This window comes from Rhizobium sp. AC27/96 (genome assembly GCF_001692325.1).
Lineage (GTDB): Bacteria > Pseudomonadota > Alphaproteobacteria > Rhizobiales > Rhizobiaceae > Rhizobium.
The window spans coordinates 1-20345 of record NZ_LXKN01000001.1; the positions used below are offsets into that span (position 1 = coordinate 1).

Here is a 20345-nt window from a genome sequence, read left to right on the forward strand (position 1 = left end):
CGATACCAGCTTCACCGTCTATACCGGCCTGCTGGCACTCGCCGCCAACATCATAGTGTCGGTGGTCCTCAATGCGGTGATACCGGCAAGGGCGACGGCAAACGCCTGATCCGGGCGACACTCCATCGGCCGCGGGCGGAAACGTCCGCGGCCTTTCTATGTGTCGGCGGCGTTGTTTCCTCTTCCTTTCCTTGGAAAAAACGCCTATGAACCGGCGACCATGACCCAATTTCGGCTGAGCCTATCGATACGAATTATTGGCCCGGCCTTCCGCGCGCTTTAAGCTGCCGGAAGGTCCGGGTTTTTGGCGCCCGTTCCCGAGGCGCTTTCCGCCGCCGAAACATCCCCATATGGCTGCGCCCTCCAGGCGCAAGACGCCCGAGACACCGAGGCAATTGTCACTACTATGACCGATACCCCTGAAAAGATGGACTATTCCAAGACCCTCTACCTGCCGGAAACCGATTTTCCGATGCGCGCCGGACTGCCTCAAAAGGAGCCGGAACTCGTCAACCGCTGGAACGAGATGGATCTCTACAAGAAGCTGCGCGCCTCCGCCGCCGGCCGCGAAAAATTCGTGCTGCATGATGGCCCGCCCTACGCCAACGGTCACATCCATATCGGTCACGCGCTGAACAAGATCCTGAAGGACGTCATCACCCGCTCGTTCCAGATGCGCGGCTATGACAGCAACTATGTTCCGGGCTGGGATTGCCACGGCCTGCCGATCGAGTGGAAGATCGAGGAAAAGTATCGCGAGAAGGGCAAGAACAAGGACGAGGTTCCGGTGAACGAGTTTCGCCAGGAATGCCGCGACTTTGCCGCCGGCTGGATCAAGATCCAGTCCGAGGAGTTCAAGCGCCTCGGCATAACAGGTGATTTCGACAACCCTTATCTCACCATGAATTTCCATGCGGAATCCCGCATCGCCGGCGAGCTTCTGAAGATCGCGCGCACCGGCCAGCTTTATCGTGGCTCCAAGCCGGTCATGTGGTCGGTGGTCGAGCGCACGGCACTCGCCGAAGCCGAAGTCGAATATGCCGATGTCGAGAGCGACATGATCTGGGTGAAGTTCCCGGTCACCGAAGGTCCGGCCGTGCTTGCCGGGACCTTTGTTGTCATCTGGACGACGACGCCCTGGACGATCCCCGGCAACCGCGCGATCGCTTATTCCTCGCGTGTTTCCTATGGCCTTTACGAAGTGACGGAAGCTGCCAATGATTTCGGCCCGCGCCCTGGCGAGAAGCTGATCTTTGCCGACAAGCTGGCAGAAGAATCCTTCGCCAAGGCAAAGCTGCAGTATAAGCGCCTGAGCGATGTCACGGCGAATGATCTGGCGGCGCTCATCTGCGCGCATCCGCTGGCCGCGCTCGGCTACGGCTTCAAGGTGCCGCTGCTCGACGGCGATCACGTCACCGACGACGTCGGTACCGGCTTCGTGCATACGGCGCCAAGCCACGGCCGCGAGGACTTTGACGCCTGGACGGGCCATGCGCGTGCCCTTGAGGCGCGGGGCATCTCCTCCGCTATCCCGTTCCCGGTCGATGATGCCGGCTTCTATACCGTCGACGCCCCCGGTTTCGAAGGCGGCCGTGTCATGGACGACAACGGCAAGAAGGGCAATGCCAACGATCTCGTCATCAAGGCGCTGATCGAGACGAACACGCTCTTTGCCCGCGGACGTCTCAAGCACTCCTATCCGCATTCCTGGCGCTCGAAGAAGCCGGTGATCTTCCGCAACACGCCGCAATGGTTCGTCTACATGGACAAGGACTTTGCGGATGGTTCGACGCTGCGGTCTCGCGCCCTGAAGGCGATCGACGACACGCGCTTCGTGCCGGCTGCCGGCCAGAACCGTCTGCGCGCCATGATCGAGCAGCGCCCGGATTGGGTCCTTTCGCGGCAGCGCGCCTGGGGCGTGCCGATCGCAATCTTCGTCGATGAGCAGGGCAAGATCCTGCAGGACGACGACGTCAATGCCCGCATCCTCGAAGCCTTCGAAAAGGAAGGGGCCGATGCCTGGTTTGCCGAAGGTGCTCGCGAGCGCTTCCTCGGCGCGAAGGCCAACGAGCCCTGGACGCAGGTCATGGACATTCTCGACGTCTGGTTCGACTCGGGCTCGACCCACACCTTTACCCTGGAGGACCGCCCGGATCTGAAATGGCCGGCCGATCTCTATCTCGAAGGCTCCGACCAGCATCGCGGCTGGTTCCATTCGTCGCTGCTCGAAAGTGCGGCGACGCGTGGCCGCGCGCCCTATGATGCCGTCCTCACCCATGGTTTCACCATGGACGAGAAGGGCGAAAAGATGTCGAAGTCCAAGGGCAATGTCACGTCGCCGCAGGAAGTGATGAAGGATGCCGGCGCCGATATTCTGCGCCTCTGGGTCATGACCTCGGACTATGCCGAAGACCTGCGCGTCGGCAAGGCCATCATCCAGACCAATGTCGACGCCTATCGCAAGCTGCGCAACACCATCCGCTGGATGCTCGGCACGCTGGCGCACGACAAGGGCGAGGTCATCGCCTATGCCGACATGCCGGAGCTGGAACAGCTGATGCTCCACCGTCTAGCCGAACTCGACGAGCTGGTGCGTGAAAGCTACGACGCCTTCGACTTCAAGCGCATTGCCCGCGCGCTTATCGATTTCGCCAATGTCGAGCTTTCGGCTTTCTACTTCGACGTTCGCAAGGATGCGCTCTATTGCGATGCACCGTCGAGCCTGCGCCGCCGCGCTTCGCTTGCCGTCATCCGTACGATCTTCGACTGCATGGTGACGTGGTTGGCCCCGATGCTGCCGTTCACCACGGAGGAGGCATGGCTGTCGCGCAACCCGTCTGCGGTCTCCGTTCACCTCGAACAGTTCGCCGCCGTCTCTGCCGAATGGAAGAACGAGGCACTGGCCGAGAAGTGGAAGAAGATCCGCGCCGTGCGCAGCGTCGTCACCGGCGCGTTGGAAATCGAGCGCAAGGAAAAGCGCATCGGTTCCTCGTTGGAGGCTGCCCCGGTCGTCTATGTCGCCGATCCGGAACTGCTGAAGGTGCTCGAAGGACAGGATTTTTCCGAAATCTGCATCACCTCGGGCATCACCGTCGAGGGTGGTGAAGGTCCGGCCGATGCATTCCGTCTTGATGACGCTGCCAAGGTCAGTGTTGTGCCGAAGCTTGCCGAGGGCAGCAAGTGCGCCCGTTCCTGGCGCATCACTACGGATGTCGGGTCGGATCCGGAATACCCTGATGTCTCGGCGCGTGACGCCGCAGCGCTGCGCGAACTGAGCGCTATCAACTGAAGAAAATTGCCGGGTGAATTGCCTTTGCGGCGTTCATCCGGTAAAAGCTGCCTGAAATTGGCCTGAATTTTACGGCAGTTGCGGTAAAACGGGGTCCTATTAAGTTTGTTCCGGCATGGCTGGGAAGGGTTTTCATGAGAGCGATGCATAGCGTTCGTGTCGGCGTGAGCTTGACGGCACTTGTGATTGGTTGCGGCGTGATGTCTGGCTGCCTCAGCAGCCCGACCTACGGCACCGACAAGACGGCCGGCGTACAGCTCCTGGACGACCTTGGCGATATCGCTTCCGTTTCGGCCGCAACGCCGAAGGAAAAGGGCGTGAAGTATCCGAACCGTCCCGGCCTCGTTGTCGCCGGCGACAAGGATAACTTGACCCAGCCGCAGCAGTCGCTGGCAAGCAAGGACAATCCGGCCTGGCTGGAATCGCCTGAAGATGCCCGCAAGCGCCTCGCCACGGAAGCCGACGAGAAGAAGAACGACGTCAACTATCGTTCGCCGCTGGCTCAGGCCGACAGCAGCAGAAACCGCATGACGGAAGCGCAGCAGACGGCCGCCTATCGCGCCGCGCGGCAGGACCAGTCCGGCACCTATATCGACCAGCGCCGCTACTTGATCGACCCGCCGCAGCAGTATCGCCAGGTTGCCGACCAGGCTGCCCTCAACGATCTCGGTACGCCTGAGTCGAAGAAGGAAAAGCAGCGCAAGAAGGATGCGGAAGCCGCGCAGCAGTCCAGCAACAGCAGCTGGTGGAAGCCCTTCCAATAAAGAGTTCGCCAGACGGCGGGCTTCCTGACTAATTTTAAAATGTCACAGCGCCGCGCGGCACTGTGACATTTTTCAGTCTTCGGAGCGTTTCGGTTGAAAGAAATCTCTGAGGATGCCAGCAGACACAGTTTCCCCGATGCCTGAATAGACCTCCGGCGCGTGATGGCAGGTCGGCTGATGATAGAAGCGCACGCCATTGTCTACGCCGCCACCCTTCGGATCCTCGGCGCCGTAATAGAGGCGGCGAATGCGCGCAAACGAAATGGCTGCGGCACACATGGTGCAGGGCTCCAGCGTGACGTAGAGATCGGCGCCTGCAAGACGCTCCTGCCCCAGTTCATCGCAGGCCAGGCGGATGGCGACGATTTCGGCATGCGCGGTGACGTCGTTGAGTTCGCGGGTACGGTTGCCGGCCTTGGCGACGACCTTGTTGTCGAGCACGAGGACGGCGCCGATCGGCACTTCGCCACGTTCACCGGCGCTGCGCGCTTCGGCCAGTGCAAGCTCCATGAAATGATTAGTAGCCGCCATTCAAGTTTTTCCACTTAACTGCAAGGGCGTGACCTGATAGGAACACGCCTTAAAAATTCAGGCAAACAACAAATGACAATGAATGACAAGCCCAAGCGGCCTGGGCCGAAACCCTTTGCTGGCGACAAGAAGACCGTAAAGCGCGATAGCGGCACAAAACCGCCAAAAGCCGCAGCCGCGAGCACGGCAGGTGAAGCCGCAGCCGGAGACGGAAAGGCCGAACGCATTTCCAAGGTCATGGCGCGCGCCGGCGTTGCCTCGCGCCGCGATATCGAGCGCATGATCATGGACGGCCGTGTCACGCTGAATGGCGTGCTGCTGGATACCCCTGTGGTGAACGTGACCCTTACCGACAAGATCGAGGTCGACGGCGTTCCGATCCGCGGCATCGAGCGCACGCGCCTTTGGCTCTACCACAAGCCCGCCGGTCTGGTGACCACCAATGCCGATCCGGAGGGACGTCCGACTGTTTTCGACAACCTGCCGGAAGAGCTGCCGCGCGTCATGTCGATCGGCCGCCTCGACATCAATACCGAAGGCCTGCTGCTGCTGACCAATGATGGCGGCCTTGCCCGTGTTCTGGAGCTGCCGACAACGGGCTGGCTGCGCCGCTACCGCGTCCGCGCCCATGGCGAGATCGATCAGGATGCGCTCGACAAGTTGAAGGAAGGCATCGCCGTCGACGGCGTGCTCTATGGCTCGATCGAGGCAACGCTCGACCGCACGCAGGGCTCCAACGTCTGGATCACCATGGGTCTGCGCGAAGGCAAGAACCGCGAAATCAAGAACGTCATGGGTGCGCTTGGCCTCGACGTTAACCGCCTGATCCGCATTTCCTACGGGCCGTTCCAGCTCGGCGACCTGCCGGAAGGCCGGGTAGTGGAGGTGCGTGGACGTACGCTGCGCGATCAGCTCGGCCCGCGTCTGGTCGACGATGCCAAGGCGAATTTCGATGCGCCGCTCTACAACACCTCCCCGGTTGCAGCCGAGGACGAAGTGGAGGCCAAGCCGCAGCGCGCCACGAAAGAGGTGCGCCCGAAGCGTGACCGTGAGCGTCCCGAGGACAAGCGCGAACGCGCCTTGAGCCGTCTCGACACCAAGCGTGACGACCGTCGTGATGAAGGCCGTCGCGACAGTGGGCACAAGGAAGACGATCGTCCGAAGCGCCCGCCGCTTGGCGCACGCCGCAATGCCAATGTCTGGATGGCGCCCGGTGCTCGTCCGCTTGGCGAAAAGGCAGCGCTGAAGGCGGCCAAGAATACCAAAACAGCTATCAGGCGCGGTGAGCCGGAGCGCCCGCAGCGCAGCGGCTTTGATCGCCCTGACGAAGGCCCGCGCGTTCGTGTCAATCGCGTCGCCGAGGCGGATGGTGAATGGATCCGCTCGAGCGAGGAAGCACCCCGCACTGGGCGTGGCGATGACCAGGGTTCGGATCGCAAGCGCTCCGACCGTCCGCGTGGCGACCGATCTTTTGGTGACAAGCCTCGTGGTGATCGCCCCTATGGTGACAAACCGCGTGGCTCGCGGCCGGAGGGCGGTGACCGTCCTCGCGCGAAGTCTTTCGATGGCGAAGCCCGTTCCGAACGTCCTCGCGGCGAACGCCCGTTTGGTGATCGTCCGCCCCGCGGCGACCGGCCTTTCGGCGACAAGCCCCGTGGCGATCGTCCCTATGGCGAACGTCGGCCGCGCGCCGAGGGTGATGAGCGTCCTCGTGCCAGAGCTTTCGATGGCGAGCAGCGCTCCGAGCGCCCGCGTGGTGATCGTCCGCCGCGGGGCGACCGTGCCTTTGGTGATCGCCCGCAGGGTGACCGTCCCGCGGGTGATCGGCCCGGCGGCAAGCCCTTCGGCAAGAAGCCGGGCGGCGGCAAGTCGTTTGGCGGCAAGCCGGGTGGCAAGCCCGGCGGTTCGCGCGGGTTCTCAGGCAAGCCGGGCGGCGCAGGTCGTCCGTCCGGAGGTCCGGCGCGTGGCGGTTCCGGTCGTGGTGGCCCCGGCAGGGGCGGCTCCCGGGGCGGAAAGGGCTGACGCGCGGTGAGGATCGTCGGCGGTGAGTTTCGCGGTCGCTCGCTTGCAACACCGAAGTCGAACGATATTCGTCCGACGGCGGATCGCACGCGCGAGAGCCTGTTCAACATATTGAGCCATGCCTATCCCGAGGCCATCGACGGCACGCGGATGATGGATGTTTTCGCCGGCACCGGTGCTGTCGGCCTGGAAGCGGCATCACGCGGTTGCCGCCATGTGTTGTTCGTTGAAAGCAGCGTCGAAGGTCGTGGCCTGCTTTGGGAAAACATCGATGCGCTCGGCTTGCATGGCCGCACGCGCATGCTGAGGCGTGACGCGACGGACCTCGGTAGCGTCGGCAACCTCGATCCCTTCGATTTTCTCTTTGCCGACCCACCCTATGGCAAGGGGCTCGGCGAGAAGGCCTTTGCTGCGGCGGCCGCTGGCGGCTGGCTGGTGCCCGGCGCTTTGGCTATCCTCGAGGAGCGGGTGGATGTCACGGTTGCCGTAGCGTCGGATTTCCTGTTTCTGGAGGAACGGACCTTCGGCGACAGCAAGATGCATTTCTTCCGGTATCAGCCGCAGGCGGCTTGACGGCAGAGGGAGAAGGAAATGGGCGACTACGCTGATTTCGTCGGCAGTGATTATCCGCTTGCTGTCTCCAGCACGCCGAGCGTCGCGGTTGCCTTCGGCTGCGGCGGCGCGCGCGGTCTCGCCCATATCCATATCATCGAGGCGCTCGACGAACTCGGCATTCGGCCGGTCGCGATCGCCGGCGCTTCCATCGGCTCGATCATGGGTGCCGCCATGGCTGCCGGCATGAGCGGCGCTGAGATCCGCGATCATACGCTCGCAACCGTCGGCAACCGTCCGGCCGTGCTCAACAAGATCTGGAGCTTGCGGCCGGTCAACATGCGCAGCATCCGCTTCGGCCAGTTCAATCTCGAGCGCATCTTGCGCACTTTCCTGCCGACCACCTTCCCTGAAGATTTTTCAGAGCTGCACATACCGTTTAAGGTGGTGACGACGGATTATTACGACCAGGTCGAGGTGGTCATCGAAAAGGGTGAGCTCTTTCCGGTTCTTGCCGCATCCGCCGCCATCCCCGCCGTCTTCATGCCGGTCAAGCTCGGCGAACGGGTGATGATCGATGGCGGCATCATGAACCCGGTTCCCTATGAGCACCTGGCCGGTCTTGCCGATATCATCATCGGCATCGACGTGGTCGGCGGCCCGGAGGGCAATGGTCGGCAGATTCCCAACCGCATCGAAAGCCTGTTTGGTGCCGGTCAGCTGACCATGCAGTCGAACATCGCCCTGAAATTGCGCCTGCAGGCGCCGCAGATCTTTCTACGACCGACCGTAGGCCGCACAGGCGTGCTCGATTTCCTCAAGGCGCGCGACATTCTCGCAATGTCCGCAGGCGTCAAGGACGAGCTGAAATTCGCCCTCGACCGGGTGATGACTGCGAAGAACTAAAGCTATCCCGCAAAATAAGCGGCGCTTTCCATCTAGGATCGCATCAGCGAGCCGCCTTATGCCCGCTCTGGCTCTTCCTGTGGCAAGGCCACGAGATCGTCGGCGTCGCTGTATGTTTCGGCCGGGCGCTTCGGCTTGACCAGCGGCTCCGGCTTGACCGGCCGTGAGTAGAGCATGTCGGTTCCGGCCTGCAGCCCCTCGCTCACCTGCAGCACCAGCCGCTGCTCATCGCGCTTGCGGATATCCTCGCCGATCTCATAGGCTTCGGCTTCGCTGACCCCGAGTGCTTCCAGCGTGCGGCGGCCGAAGAGAAGACCGGATTCCACCGTTTCTCGCAGCTCGTAATCGACGCCCTTGCGGCGCAGGTCGATCGAATGAACGCGGTCATAGGAGCGCACGAAGATGCGTGCATGCGGATAGTCCGTCTGCACGAGCTCGACGATCCTGTCGGTCACCTCGCGCTGATGCGTGCTGACGACGACGATCTTGGCGCGATCGATGCCGGCAGAGCGCAGCACGTCCTTGCGTGTGCCGTCACCAAAATAGATGCGGAAGCCGAAGCTCGATGCCTGTCGGATACGATCGGCGGAGAAGTCGATGACGGTGACATCCCGGCCGCTGGCAAGCAGGATCTGTGCGGCGATCTGACCGAAACGCGAAAAGCCGATCATCAGCACTTCGGAGCCGGCGCCTTCGAAATCCTCATCCAGCTCCTCATGCGCATCCCCTTTCATCAGCCGCTTCGAAAGCGCTGACGTCAGTGGCGTCAGCGCCATGGTGAGCGTGACGATAGCGATGAGCATTGAGGCCGTGTTGGCCGAGAACAGGCCGCCGCTGGCGCTGGCCGCGCTGAACAGCACGAAGCCGAATTCACCACCTTGCGGCAGCAGGCCGGCGATGCGGACGGCGTCGTTATGCGGTGAGCCCGTCACGCGGCAGAGCGTGTAGATGACGATTGCCTTGATGACCATGACAACAGGGACGGCAAGCAGGATCAGCACCCAATTGTCGAGGATCACATCGAGTTTCAGCGACAGACCGACGGCGATGAAGAAAATGGCGAGCAGCACACCGCGGAACGGTTCGATATCGGCTTCCAGCTCATGACGGTAGGAGGATTCGGCCAGCATCACGCCGGAAAGGAATGCGCCCATCGCCATGGAGAGGCCGGCCAGCTGCATCAGGGTTGCCGACCCCATGACCACGAAGAGGGCAGCGGCGATCATCGCCTCGCGCGCGCCGGTGCGGGCGATGACCTGGAACAGCGGCGTCAGCAGGTAGCGGCCGGCAATGATCATCGCCGCCACTGCGCCAACCGCAATGGCAAGACCGGGCAGGGGATTGGTGGCCTCCTTGGGCCCGTCGAGCACGGTGACGAGCGCCAGCAGCGGCACGATGGCGAGATCCTGCAACAGCAGCATGGAGAAGGAGCGCTGGCCATACTTGGTATTGACGTCGCCCTGCTGCTCGAGGATCTGCATTGCGAATGCCGTCGAGGAGAGCGCCAGGCCGAAGCCGATAATGATGCTGCCCTTCCAGCCGGCAATATTGGCGAGGTAGGCGGCAAGCATTAGCGCCAGTCCGCTAAAGATCACCTGTGCGGAGCCGAGGCCGAAAATATCGCGCCGCATCTGCCAAAGCCGCGATGGCTTCAGTTCCAGACCGATGATGAACAGCAGGAAGACGACGCCCAGTTCCGCCACCGCAAGCACGGCCTCGCTGTCGCCGATACCATGCAGGACCGGGCCGATCACCACGCCGGCGGCCAGATAGCCGAGCACGGTGCCGAGGCCCAGTTTTTTGAAGATCGGCGCCGTGACGACAGTGCCTCCGAGCAGCATCAGTGTTTCGGTGAAGAGACTATTGGGGGCGGACATCGTCTGTTTCTTTCCATGGGGCAGGCGGTCTTGCGACGCGTGGTCATCATAAACAACCATGCGTGAAGGGATTAGAACAAGAATCGGCGTGGCCGCCCTTGATGCTTTATGTAGTGCACAATAAATGGAACGCGAAGGAAAGGCCAAATCATGACCTCTGAAATCGATTCCGCCACTCTGCTTTCCCGTGCAAGCCAGTTGATCGACCTCGCCCGGAAAGCCGGTGCGGATGCCGCCGATGCCGTCGTCGTGCGTTCGCGCGCCCAGTCCGTCGGCGTTCGCCTCGGTAAGGTCGAGGGCACCGAATCCTCCGAGAGCGATGATTTCTCGCTGAGGGTTTTCGTCGGCAACCGTGTCGCCAGCGTTTCCGCCAATCCCGGTTTCGATTTGCAGGCACTTGCCGAGCGCGCTGTGGCCATGGCCAAGGTGTCGCCCGAAGATCCATTCGCCTGCCTGGCAGACGAGGCGGATATTGCCAAGACCTATCCCGATCTCGAGCTCTTCGATCCGACAGAGGTATCCTCCACCGAGCTGCGGGAAGCAGCACTTGCGACCGAAGCTGCGGCACTCGCCGTTCCAGGCGTCAGCAATTCCGTGGGCGCCTCCGCCTCCGCCGGCATGGGTGGCCTGGTTCTGGTCACCTCGCATGGCTTTGCCGGCCACTATATGGGCTCGCGCTTCGGGCGTTCGGTCAGCGTCATCGCCGGCGAAGGCACGGGCATGGAGCGCGACTATGATTTCGACAGCCGCCTCTATTTCAACGAGCTGGACACGGCCGAAGAGATCGGCCGTCGTGCCGGCGAGCGGGTCGTAAAGCGCATCAATCCCCGCCAGGTTCCGACGGACAAGAACGTCACCGTCGTCTTCGATCCGCGCGTGTCGCGCGGTTTCGTCGGCCATATCGCCGGCGCGATCAATGGTGCCTCCGTCGCCCGCAAGACCAGTTTCCTGCGCGACAAGATGGGCCAGCAGGTGCTGAAGGCCGGGCTTTCGATCACCGACGATCCGCTGATCGTGCGCGGCCCCGCCTCGCGGCCCTTCGACGGCGAAGGTGTCTCCGGCAAGCGGCTCGTGATGATCGAGGACGGCGTGCTGAATTCATGGTTCCTCTCGACCTCGGCGGCGCGCGAAATCGGCGGCGGTCTCAAGACCAACGGTCGCGGCGTGCGCGGCGGCACCGCCGTATCGCCATCTTCGACCAATCTGGCGCTGGAGCCGGGTGATGTTTCGGCCGAAGAGCTGATCCGCAACGTCGGCACCGGCTTCTACGTGACTGAACTCATCGGCCAGGGCGTCAACATGATCACCGGCGAATACAGCCGCGGCGCCACCGGCTTCTGGATCGAAAATGGCGAGTTGACCTTCGCGGTGTCGGAGGTGACGATTGCCTCCAACCTCAAGGACATGTTCATGCGCGTGACGCCGGCCAACGATATCGACCGCGATTTCGGCGTCGCCGCTCCGACGATTGCCATCGAGGGCATGACGCTGGCCGGACGTTGAGGCGCAAGCGAAGATTGGAATTTGTGAATGATCGATAGCCAGAAGGCTGGCCAGCCGAGCGATGTGGACCTCATTGTCGAGGCCGCGCGAGAGGCTGGCAGGATCGCTCTCGGCTTCTTCCGGCAATCGCCGGAGGTCTGGTGGAAGAACAACGGCCAATCTCCCGTCAGCGCGGCCGATTATGCCGCCAATGAAAGCCTTTCCGCCATCCTGCGCTCCGCAAGGCCCGACTATGGCTGGCTTTCCGAGGAGACCGATGATGATGCAGACCGGCTGTCGCATCCAACCGTCTTCGTCGTCGACCCGATCGACGGCACCAGGGGTTTCCTGGCGGGATCGGACCTGTGGTGCGTGAGCGTTGCCGTCGTCACCGATGGACGTCCGGTCGCAGGAGTTCTCTATGCGCCTTCCCTGGACGAGCTGTTCGTGGCGAGTGCCGGCGGTAAGGCGTTGAAGAATGGCGAGCCGATCCATGTTTCGAACAGGGTCGGCGACGATCCTCATCGGCTGGCGACCGGTGAAGACATGCTCAAGGGTTTTGACCCGGACTTCCGCAAGACGGTCGAAAGGGTGAAGCACATTCCCTCGCTGGCCTACCGCCTTGCCATGGTGGCGGATGGCCGCCTGGAAGGGACGATCGTCAAGCGCAATTCGCATGACTGGGATCTGGCCGCCGCCGATCTCATTCTGGAGCGGGCGGGCGGCGCGCTTGTCGATCTCTCGGGCAATGCATTGCGCTACAATCGCGCCGAGGTGTCGCATGAAGAACTATGCGGCGCGCCGGCCTTGCAGCTTCCCGAATTTCTCCGCCAGCTTTCACACCGACGAGACGGTTGACCTTTCCGTCAAAATCCCGCAGATGAAGAGCGGAGGGGGACGACAGCAGAAAGAGACGAAAATGACTGATACCAGCGGCAAAAAGCAGCTCCTGCACCTCGTATTCGGCGGTGAATTGGAACACCTCGAAGAAGTCCGGTTCCGCAACCTCAACGAACTCGATATCGTCGGCATGTATCCCGATTATGCGAGTGCATTGACGGCATGGAAGTCCAAGGCCCAGCAGACTGTCGACAACGCTCACATGCGTTATTTCATCGTTCACCTGCATCGTTTGCTCGACCCGCAGGAAAAAGCGGCGTCTTGAGGCCGTCTAATACCGAAATTTGCATTTGATATTTTCGTCCGGAGAGGCGTTATCGCTTTTAATCCGGCTATGAAGCAGTATCTTTGACACAATAAGAACGAAAAATCGGCCGTTTATTCGGCCGTTTGATAATCGGGATTTGGCATCGATGATGATCAGCTGGGATAGGAGTCGATCGAGATGAGCAGCCTCAGGGCGCGTCTTGCCTTGAGCGCCTATCGTTTTGGTGGGATCGCTGTCTATCCGCTCGTCGGACCGTATCTCGCGGTCCGTGCGGCGAAGGGCAAGGAAGATAGTGCGCGCAAGCTGGAGCGCTCCGGCTATGCCAGCGCCAATCGTCCGCAGGGACCGTTGATCTGGTTCCATGCCGCAAGCGTTGGCGAGACCTCGGCGGTCATTCCGTTGATCCGCGAAATTCGCCGCCGGGATATTCACGTCATTCTGACGACCGGCACGATCACCTCGGCCAAGGTGGCGCATGAGCGCCTTGGCGACGAGGTCATCCATCAATATGTGCCTCTCGATCTGAGGCCCGCCATCCGGCGTTTCCTCGACTATTGGCAGCCCGACTGTGCGATTTTCGCCGAATCCGAGATCTGGCCGACGACCGTCACCGAGCTTGGCCGCCGCCGCATTCCGCAGATTCTCGTCAATGCGCGCATATCGGATCGCTCCTATGCCCGCTGGAGCAAGCATCCGTCGCTTGCCGAAGCTTTGTTCGAAAACCTTGCTCTGGTCGTTGCCCAGTCCGATCTCGATGCCGAGCGCTTCCGCGACCTCGGCGCAGTGCAGGTCATCAAATCGGGCAACCTCAAGGTGGATACCGACGCACCGTCCTACGACGCTCCGACGCTTGCCGGCTACATGAAGCAGATCGGCGACCGCAAGACCTGGGCTGCCGTCTCGACCTTCGAAGGCGAGGAGGGTGCGGCAGCCTCGGTCCACACGATGCTGAAGGAGCATAATGGCCAGCTCACCATCCTCGTGCCGCGCCATCCCGAACGCTGCGATGCGATCGAGGCGATGCTCGTCGAACAGGGCTTGAAAGTGGCGCGCCGTACCCGCAACGATATCCTGTCCCCCGATGTCGATGTCTTCCTCGGCGATACGATCGGCGAGATGGGGCTTTACCTGCGCATGACCGAAGTCGCCTTCATGGGCAAATCTCTGTTCAACGAAGGCGGCCAGAATCCGCTGGAGCCGGCCATGCTTGGCTGCGCGATCCTCACCGGCGGTCATGTCCAGAATTTCCGCGATGCCTATCAGGTGCTGGCCCGCCGCGGCAGTGCCCGCATGGTGCGCGATACCGAGATGCTGGCGCGTGGCGTGCATTATTTGCTGACCAACGACGCGGCGCGTCGCAACATGATCGATGCCGGTTTCGTTGCCGTGCATGAGATGCGGGGTGCACTGGCAGCAACGGTCAAGGGGCTTGAGCCCTATATCAATCCGCTGTCCGTGAAGGCACGGCTGCTGCCGAAGACGATGGCGAACGGTTAGGAAGGGAAGGCATGGCGGCGGTCAAGCTGGGAGCGATTGCGGGCATTCTTTTCGACAAGGATGGCACGCTGCTCGACTATGATGCGAGCTGGTTGCCGGTCAATCGCGAGCTTGCCAGGATTGCCGCAGAAGGCGATCCCATTCTTGCCGATCATCTGCTTTCCGCCTGCGGCATGGACCCGATCACCGGCCACATCGTTCCCGATAGTCTTCTAGCTGCTGGCAATACGCGTCAGATTTCAGAAGGTCTTGTGGCGGCCGGCTCGAAAGTGGATGTGTCGGAACTGATCGAGAAGCTCGACGCTCTCTTCGCACATGCGGCTGATTTTTCGTCGCCCGTCACCGATCTTGCCGGCTTCTTCCGGCGACTGCATGAGCGGGGCTACAAGCTCGGCGTTGCCTCAAGCGACAATGAGCGCTCCATCCGCCAGACCGCCCACCGCTTCGGCTTTATTGACTATCTCGATTATATCGCCGGCTATGACAGCGGCTTCGGCACCAAGCCGGAACCCGGTATGGTGCTCGGTTTCTATGCGGCGACCGGTCTTTCACCAGCCCAGGTCGCCGTCGTCGGTGACAACAATCACGATCTGCACATGGGACGCAATGCCGGCGTCGGCCTGACAGTCGGTGTGCTGACGGGGACGGGTTCACGCGAGACGCTGACCGCCGCATCCGACTATTGCCTCGACAACATCACCGAACTCGAGAGCCTGCTCATGCCGGTCGCGCAATCGGCGTGATCTTGGCAAAGGCTTGCATTTTCGCCCGATCTGCCCTTTCTTTCCGCTTTGCTGAAGTCGCAGGCGCGAGGCTGGATTAGACACATGGTATCGGAAGCACCACCTTTCTGGTGGCGAAAACCGGATTGGCGTGCCTGGGGGCTCTCACCTTTCTCATTTCTGTATGGCCGCATTGCCGGACACCGCATGGTGAATGGCAAGCGCGCATCCGTGCCGGTGCCGGTGATCTGCGTCGGCAATTTCACAGTCGGCGGGGCCGGCAAGACGCCGACGGCGCTGGCTCTCGCCCAGGCTGTAAAGGCCAAGGGCCTGACACCTGGCTTCCTCAGCCGCGGTTATGGCGGCTCGCTCGATGTGACGACTGTGGTCGATCCCGAGCATCATCACGCCACCGCTGTCGGCGATGAGCCGCTTTTGCTTGCCCGCGAGGCCCTCACGGTCATTGCTCGTCGCCGCGCCGAAGGGGCTGAACGGCTGGTGCGCGAGGGTGCCGATCTCATCATCATGGATGACGGCTTCCAGAGCGCGCATCTTGCCATCGACTATGCCCTGGTAGTGATCGATGCCGGCAGGGGCATCGGCAACGGCCATCTCGTTCCCGGCGGCCCGGTGCGTGCGCCGCTGCGCACCCAGCTTCTTTATGCGTCTGGCCTGCTGAAGGTCGGCGAGGGTGTCGCCGCGGATCGCGTCGTGCGGCTTGCGGCAAGGGCCGGCAAACCCTTCTTCGCCGCCTCCGTCAAGGTGCGCGGGCAGGAGGATCTGCGCGGATGCAAGGTGCTTGCCTTTGCCGGCATAGCCGACCCCACCAAATTCTTCCGTACGGTCGAGACGCTCGGGGCGAATATCGCGGTCACGCGCACCTTTGGCGATCACGAGCACCCGGGTGACGATGAGGTTTCAGATATTCTCGACATCGCAAGCCGCGAAGGTCTGGAGATCGTCACGACATCGAAGGATTACGTTCGCCTGATCGGCCATCACGGCCGCGCCGACGAATTGTTGAGGCGCTGCAGGGTGATCGAGATCGATATGGTTTTTGAGGATCCGAATGCACCCGGCCTCATCATCGACAGGGCGATCGCGGCGGCCCGCGAGCGACGCTTACGGGAAGCAGGCAACCGGAAGACCGGCTAGATTGCCACGGCCGCGCGATGCGGGCTCAATATGCAATGGGAGAATTCAGCGCTTCTGGTTGGGAAGCGCGCCGGCCCGCTTTTCAGCCTCAAGCGACGACATGACGTCGGCATAGGGCTCTTGCCGGGCGACGCTCCAATAGCGCAGTTCATCGAGCGCGATACGCTGGCCGGTCATGGCGCAGATGACATGGGAGCCCGGCATCAGGATCTGGAAATCGCCGTCGAGATAGCGAACTTTCGCCTCGCGGTTTCCATGTCCCTCGAAAAGATTCATCTGATGCCGTCCTTGATCTCTGTCATCCGTTTGCCATACCGCGACGGACGGGATTTTTCCAGTCCTTTCCGAAACCGGCTGTCTTCAGCTGCGCCCGAACAGCCGTTCGATGTCGGAGAGCTTCAGCTCTATATAGGTTGGGCGGCCATGATTGCATTGACCCGAGCCGGGCGTCGCTTCCATCTGGCGCAGCAGCGCATTCATCTCTTCCGGCCGCAACCGCCGCCCCGAGCGTACCGAACCATGACAGGCCATGGTCGCGGCGACATATTCGAGTTTGGCGGCAAGTCCTGAGGCGGTATCCCACTCGGCAATCTCATCGGCCAATTGCCGGATCAGCCCTTGCGCATCGACTTCGCCGAGCATGGCCGGCGTCTCCCGCACAGCGATGGCGCCAGGGCCGAAACGCTCGACGGCAAGGCCGAGTTCGCCAAGCTCTTCGGCAAAGACCATCAGCCGGTCGCAATCCTCTTCCGGCAGGTCGACGATTTCGGGGATCAGCAGGACCTGCGAGGACAGCCGTTTCGAATGCAGAGCCTTGCGCATCGCCTCGAATACCAACCGCTCATGGGCAGCATGCTGATCGACGATGACGAGGCCGCTGTCGGTCTGGGCGACGATGTAGTTTTCGTGCAGCTGGGCGCGAGCCGCACCCAGCGGAAAGCGGGCCGGTTCTTCGCTGCGTACCGGTTCCGGTAGAGGAGCGGCTTCAGTGCGTGCAGCGGGCATGGCAAGTCCGTCGAAACTTGCCTGCGGTCTTTCGTTGAAGCCATATCCGGCGCGGGCGCCGGTCGTCTCCAGCGGGCGAGATGGCGATGCCTCGCGTGTCCACGGTGTGGGGGCAGGTGAGGGCCGCCAACCCGGCTGGAAGCCGGAGCGGCCGGCGGTGAAGGCGCGCAGCATGCCATCGGCGCCGGTGGTCGCGGCACGATCGCCCTCCCGCGCCAGCGCCTCGCGGACAGAGCCGACGATCAGGCCGCGCACGAGGCCAGGATCGCGAAAGCGCACATCGGATTTGGCCGGATGCACGTTGACGTCAACCAGCGCCGGATCAAGCGTGAGAGAGAGCACGGCAACAGGATAGCGGCCGGAAGGAATGGTTTCGGCGTAAGCGCCGCGGATCGCCGACAGGATCTGCTTGTCCTGCACCGGCCTGCCGTTGACGAAGGCATATTGATGCGCCGAGTTGCCGCGATTGAAGGTCGGCACCCCTGCAAAACCGGTCAGGCTTACCTCCTCGCGCAGCGCGTCGAGAGCGATGGCATTGTCCTTGAAATCACTGCCGAGAATCTGCGCCATGCGGGCGAGGTGATCATCGCCGGTCGCGGGAAATTCCAGCGTCGAGCGGTCACTTCCCGATAGCACGAAGCGCACATGTGGAAAGGCGATCGCCATGCGCTTGACGACCTCGGTGATCGCCGCGGCCTCAGCCTTCTCCGTCTTCATGAATTTCAGGCGCGCGGGCGTGGCGAAGAACAGGTCGCGCACCTCGACGATCGTGCCGGGATTGGCGGCGGCCGGGCGCAGATGCAGCACCTTGCCGCCAGCAACCGCGATCTCCGCACCGCCAGCCGCACCCGTCCGGCGGCTGGCGATCGACAGCCTTGCCACGGAGCCGATGGAGGGCAGGGCCTCGCCGCGGAAGCCGAGGGTGCGGATATCGTCGAGCCCGTCGGAAATTTTCGACGTGCAGTGGCGCCTGACCGCGAGTTCGAGATCCGCCTCATCCATGCCGGACCCGTTGTCGGTCACCCGCAGCAGCGCCTTGCCGCCGCCGGCCGTCGCGATTTCGATGCGCGTCGCGCCGGCATCAAGCGCATTCTCGATCAATTCCTTGGCAGCGCTCGCCGGACGCTCGATGACTTCGCCGGCGGCAATCTGGTTGATCAGTGTTTCGGAGAGTTGCTTGATGGCCATGGCGTCATTCTCGTGGATTCGCGGCGGCGTGGGAAGAGGAAAGGCTATCTGGCCTTCTCCATCCACCTGTTTCCACCGGGGCTTTGTTAAGAAATTTAATCAATGTTTAAGGGAATGATGACAGGTTGCGGGACAGGACTTGAAATGACTGCAGGTGGCGCGCCTCGTGCACGCTGAGGGCTCTTGATGGCAGGTTGGTGGCCGTCAACTTCCATGAGCCAGGTTCCATCTGTTTCAAGCGCCCAGGCCAGCATGATCTTTCATCAATTTGTCTTGCAGAGCGAACGCCGCCCTGACGATTTTTCATGCCGTGAAACTGTTTGAGTGTAGGAATCGGACGAATGACTGCCGGAACTGACAAGGCAGGTTTGGCAATGATGACGGAAGATGCGTCTTCCGGCGGCAATCTGCAGGCCATGTTCTTCGACGCTCTCTGCGATGGGCTTTCCAGCGCTTTCTTCGCCTACGACAAGAATGATCTGGTGCTGTTTGCCAGCCGTCAGCTTCTCAATTTCTTTCCGATCAAGCCGGACTTCCTGCAACCCTTGACGCGGCTGCGCGATTTTCTGGGTGCCGTCTTCGACACTGGCATGCGGCATCGCGGAAATCAGGGCAAGTCCTCCGCCAATCGCGACGATTGGATTTCGCAGCGCATCGCCTCGCACTGGCGCGAGCGCTTCGAGATGACGGAACATCTCGCCGATGATCGTTGGGTTCGCATCATCAAGCGGCGGCTGCCCTCAGGCATCGGCTTCTGCGTCATCTCCGATATTTCCGAGGTGAAGAAGCGCGAAGAGCAGTGGCGCCTCGATACGGAGCGGGTACAGCTCACCGAGGATATTCTCGACAACCTGCCATTTCCGCTTTTCGTCAAGGACCAGAATATGGTCTACGTCGCGGTCAACAGGGCGTTCTGCGACAAATACCAGACGACAGCGGACGAGCTGCGCGGCCGCAAGGGCATTGATCTCTTTTCGACCGATATTGCCAATCGCTTCGAGGAGAGCGACCGGCACGTGATCGAGACCGGAGAGTTGTCGATTTCGCGACAGCGCCAGATCGCCCGCAATGGCGTCGAGCGCGATATCGTCACGCGCAAGCAGCGCATCGGCAAGCCCGGCCGCTATTTCCTAGTGGGCACCATGCAGGATCTGCCGAAGGAAGGGGCCGATTTCGACGAATTCGCCCTCGCATCCCAGATCAAGGAAAACAGCGATCGGTCCTATCGCCGCGCCTATGTGCCGATGGTCGCCCTGCAGACCATTTCGCGCCGTCCGGCCGCGATGGAGACCTTCGCTCCGGAAAATTTCAGCGGCCGCAAGATTCTGGTCGTCACATCGGATTTTGCCGCAGAGACTGCGGCGTTGAAGACGCTCGGCAAGTATGGCTTCGAGGCCTGCGTGGTCCATAACGAAAACGAGGAAGCCGCTTTTCTGGACGTGGCGAGCGCGCATGGCGTCAAGATCGATCTGGTGATCGTCGACAATCAATTGGACAGACGCTGCATCGAATTGGCCGAGCGGCAGAATGTGCCCGCCCTGTCGCTGGACGGCTCCCAGCTTGCCACCGAGCTGACATTTGTGATCGCCCGCCATTTCAACCGCAATATTCGCGGCGAACTGGCAGGTGCCACCGAACCGCTGGTCCAGGAATGGCGGCGCGGCGTCGGTGACGATCGCGGCGTGCAGATCTTGGTCGCCGAGGACAACGAGATCAATCAGATCGTCTTCGCGCAGATTCTGGAAGGCCTGGGATACAGCCACGTGATTGCCGCCAGCGGTGACGAAGCCGTCGGATTGTGGCAGGAGCTGCATCCTGAACTGATCCTCATGGATATCTCGCTGCCAGGCCTGAACGGGTTCGAGGCGGCGAGATTGATCCGCGGCGCGGAAAAGGGCAGCGGGTCGCATACGCCGATCATCGGCGTGCTGACACAGGCTTTCGAGCGCGACCACAAGGAATGCGCAGACGCCGGCATGGACGACGTCATCTTGAAGCCGGTCAGCCCGGATATCATCGAGACCGTGTTCCAGAAGTATATGCACAGCGGTCGCAAAGCGCAAAATAGGTAAATTTTACAATGACATCGCGCGAGACGGCAAGTTATCGCGGGCGTTGAATGACTGTCGTCTCGCCATCCTTTCTTAAGACTTCGCCTTCATGCTTTTTCCAGGGTGGAGAAAACAT

At 61.8% G+C, this 20345-nt stretch carries 16 protein-coding genes; 12 read left to right on the forward strand and 4 right to left on the reverse strand.

Annotated elements, in window-relative coordinates; all coding sequences use genetic code 11:
- The first annotated feature begins 406 nt into the window (after positions 1-406).
- Together ileS and A6U86_RS00010 are read left to right on the forward strand one after the other, a co-directional pair.
- Positions 407-3289: an isoleucine--tRNA ligase gene (gene ileS, locus A6U86_RS00005; protein WP_068384642.1), complete on the forward strand. Its 2883-nt coding sequence runs from the start codon at positions 407-409 to the stop codon at positions 3287-3289.
- Positions 3290-3423: 134 nt separating this feature from the next.
- The gene (locus A6U86_RS00010; RefSeq protein ID WP_068384649.1) at positions 3424-4053 is read left to right on the forward strand and encodes a hypothetical protein; all 630 of its coding nucleotides are present in this window, start codon (positions 3424-3426) and stop codon (positions 4051-4053) included.
- Between the two features lie 72 nt (positions 4054-4125).
- On the opposite strand, the gene A6U86_RS00015 is transcribed toward A6U86_RS00010, so the two are convergent.
- Entirely contained in the window at positions 4126-4584 is a 459-nt protein-coding gene (locus tag A6U86_RS00015) for a nucleoside deaminase (protein ID WP_068384652.1), read from the reverse strand.
- 72 nt (positions 4585-4656) lie between these two features.
- Here A6U86_RS00015 and A6U86_RS35990 point away from each other — a divergent pair, with 72 nt between their 5' ends.
- The 3 genes from A6U86_RS35990 to A6U86_RS00030 are packed head-to-tail and all read left to right on the forward strand — an operon-like array spanning position 4657 to position 8064.
- The gene (locus A6U86_RS35990; protein WP_083196699.1) at positions 4657-6606 is read left to right on the forward strand and encodes a pseudouridine synthase; all 1950 of its coding nucleotides are present in this window, start codon (positions 4657-4659) and stop codon (positions 6604-6606) included.
- A 6-nt stretch (positions 6607-6612) separates the two neighbouring features.
- A complete protein-coding gene (rsmD, locus tag A6U86_RS00025) occupies positions 6613-7179 on the forward strand; it encodes a 16S rRNA (guanine(966)-N(2))-methyltransferase RsmD (RefSeq protein ID WP_068384657.1) in 567 nt (188 codons plus the stop codon).
- Positions 7180-7197: 18 nt separating this feature from the next.
- Positions 7198-8064, forward strand: coding sequence for a patatin-like phospholipase family protein (locus A6U86_RS00030; RefSeq protein ID WP_068384660.1), 867 nt, complete (start codon positions 7198-7200; stop codon positions 8062-8064).
- A 56-nt stretch (positions 8065-8120) separates the two neighbouring features.
- Here the strand turns inward: A6U86_RS00030 and A6U86_RS00035 are convergent, their stop codons facing one another.
- On the reverse strand, positions 8121-9941 hold the full coding sequence (locus tag A6U86_RS00035) for a monovalent cation:proton antiporter-2 (CPA2) family protein (protein ID WP_068387561.1): 1821 nt from the start codon (positions 9939-9941) through the stop codon (positions 8121-8123).
- A 150-nt stretch (positions 9942-10091) separates the two neighbouring features.
- Between A6U86_RS00035 and A6U86_RS00040 the strand changes: the two genes are divergently transcribed.
- The 6 genes from A6U86_RS00040 to lpxK all read left to right on the forward strand — a co-directional run bounded on the left by A6U86_RS00040 (position 10092) and on the right by lpxK (position 15965).
- Positions 10092-11444 (forward strand): TldD/PmbA family protein, encoded by a 1353-nt coding sequence (locus A6U86_RS00040; RefSeq protein ID WP_068384663.1) that lies wholly within the window; start codon positions 10092-10094, stop codon positions 11442-11444.
- 27 nt (positions 11445-11471) lie between these two features.
- A complete protein-coding gene (locus A6U86_RS00045; RefSeq protein ID WP_068384666.1) occupies positions 11472-12281 on the forward strand; it encodes a 3'(2'),5'-bisphosphate nucleotidase CysQ in 810 nt (269 codons plus the stop codon).
- A gap of 61 nt (positions 12282-12342) precedes the next feature.
- Positions 12343-12588 (forward strand): DUF4170 domain-containing protein, encoded by a 246-nt coding sequence (locus A6U86_RS00050; RefSeq protein WP_068387565.1) that lies wholly within the window; start codon positions 12343-12345, stop codon positions 12586-12588.
- Between the two features lie 180 nt (positions 12589-12768).
- On the forward strand, positions 12769-14088 hold the full coding sequence (waaA, locus tag A6U86_RS00055; RefSeq protein ID WP_068384670.1) for a lipid IV(A) 3-deoxy-D-manno-octulosonic acid transferase: 1320 nt from the start codon (positions 12769-12771) through the stop codon (positions 14086-14088).
- 11 nt (positions 14089-14099) lie between these two features.
- On the forward strand, positions 14100-14831 hold the full coding sequence (locus tag A6U86_RS00060; protein WP_068384673.1) for an HAD family hydrolase: 732 nt from the start codon (positions 14100-14102) through the stop codon (positions 14829-14831).
- A gap of 84 nt (positions 14832-14915) precedes the next feature.
- Positions 14916-15965: a tetraacyldisaccharide 4'-kinase gene (lpxK, locus tag A6U86_RS00065; protein WP_068384675.1), complete on the forward strand. Its 1050-nt coding sequence runs from the start codon at positions 14916-14918 to the stop codon at positions 15963-15965.
- Between the two features lie 45 nt (positions 15966-16010).
- Here the strand turns inward: lpxK and A6U86_RS00070 are convergent, their stop codons facing one another.
- Complete coding sequence (locus A6U86_RS00070) at positions 16011-16241, reverse strand: DUF2093 domain-containing protein (RefSeq protein ID WP_068384678.1); 231 nt, start codon at positions 16239-16241, stop codon at positions 16011-16013.
- Between the two features lie 84 nt (positions 16242-16325).
- Positions 16326-18158 (reverse strand): DNA mismatch repair endonuclease MutL, encoded by a 1833-nt coding sequence (gene mutL / locus A6U86_RS00075; protein ID WP_068387568.1) that lies wholly within the window; start codon positions 18156-18158, stop codon positions 16326-16328.
- A 341-nt stretch (positions 18159-18499) separates the two neighbouring features.
- Between mutL and A6U86_RS00080 the strand changes: the two genes are divergently transcribed.
- Positions 18500-20230, forward strand: coding sequence for a response regulator (locus A6U86_RS00080; RefSeq protein WP_068384680.1), 1731 nt, complete (start codon positions 18500-18502; stop codon positions 20228-20230).
- The last annotated feature ends 115 nt before the right edge of the window (positions 20231-20345 follow it).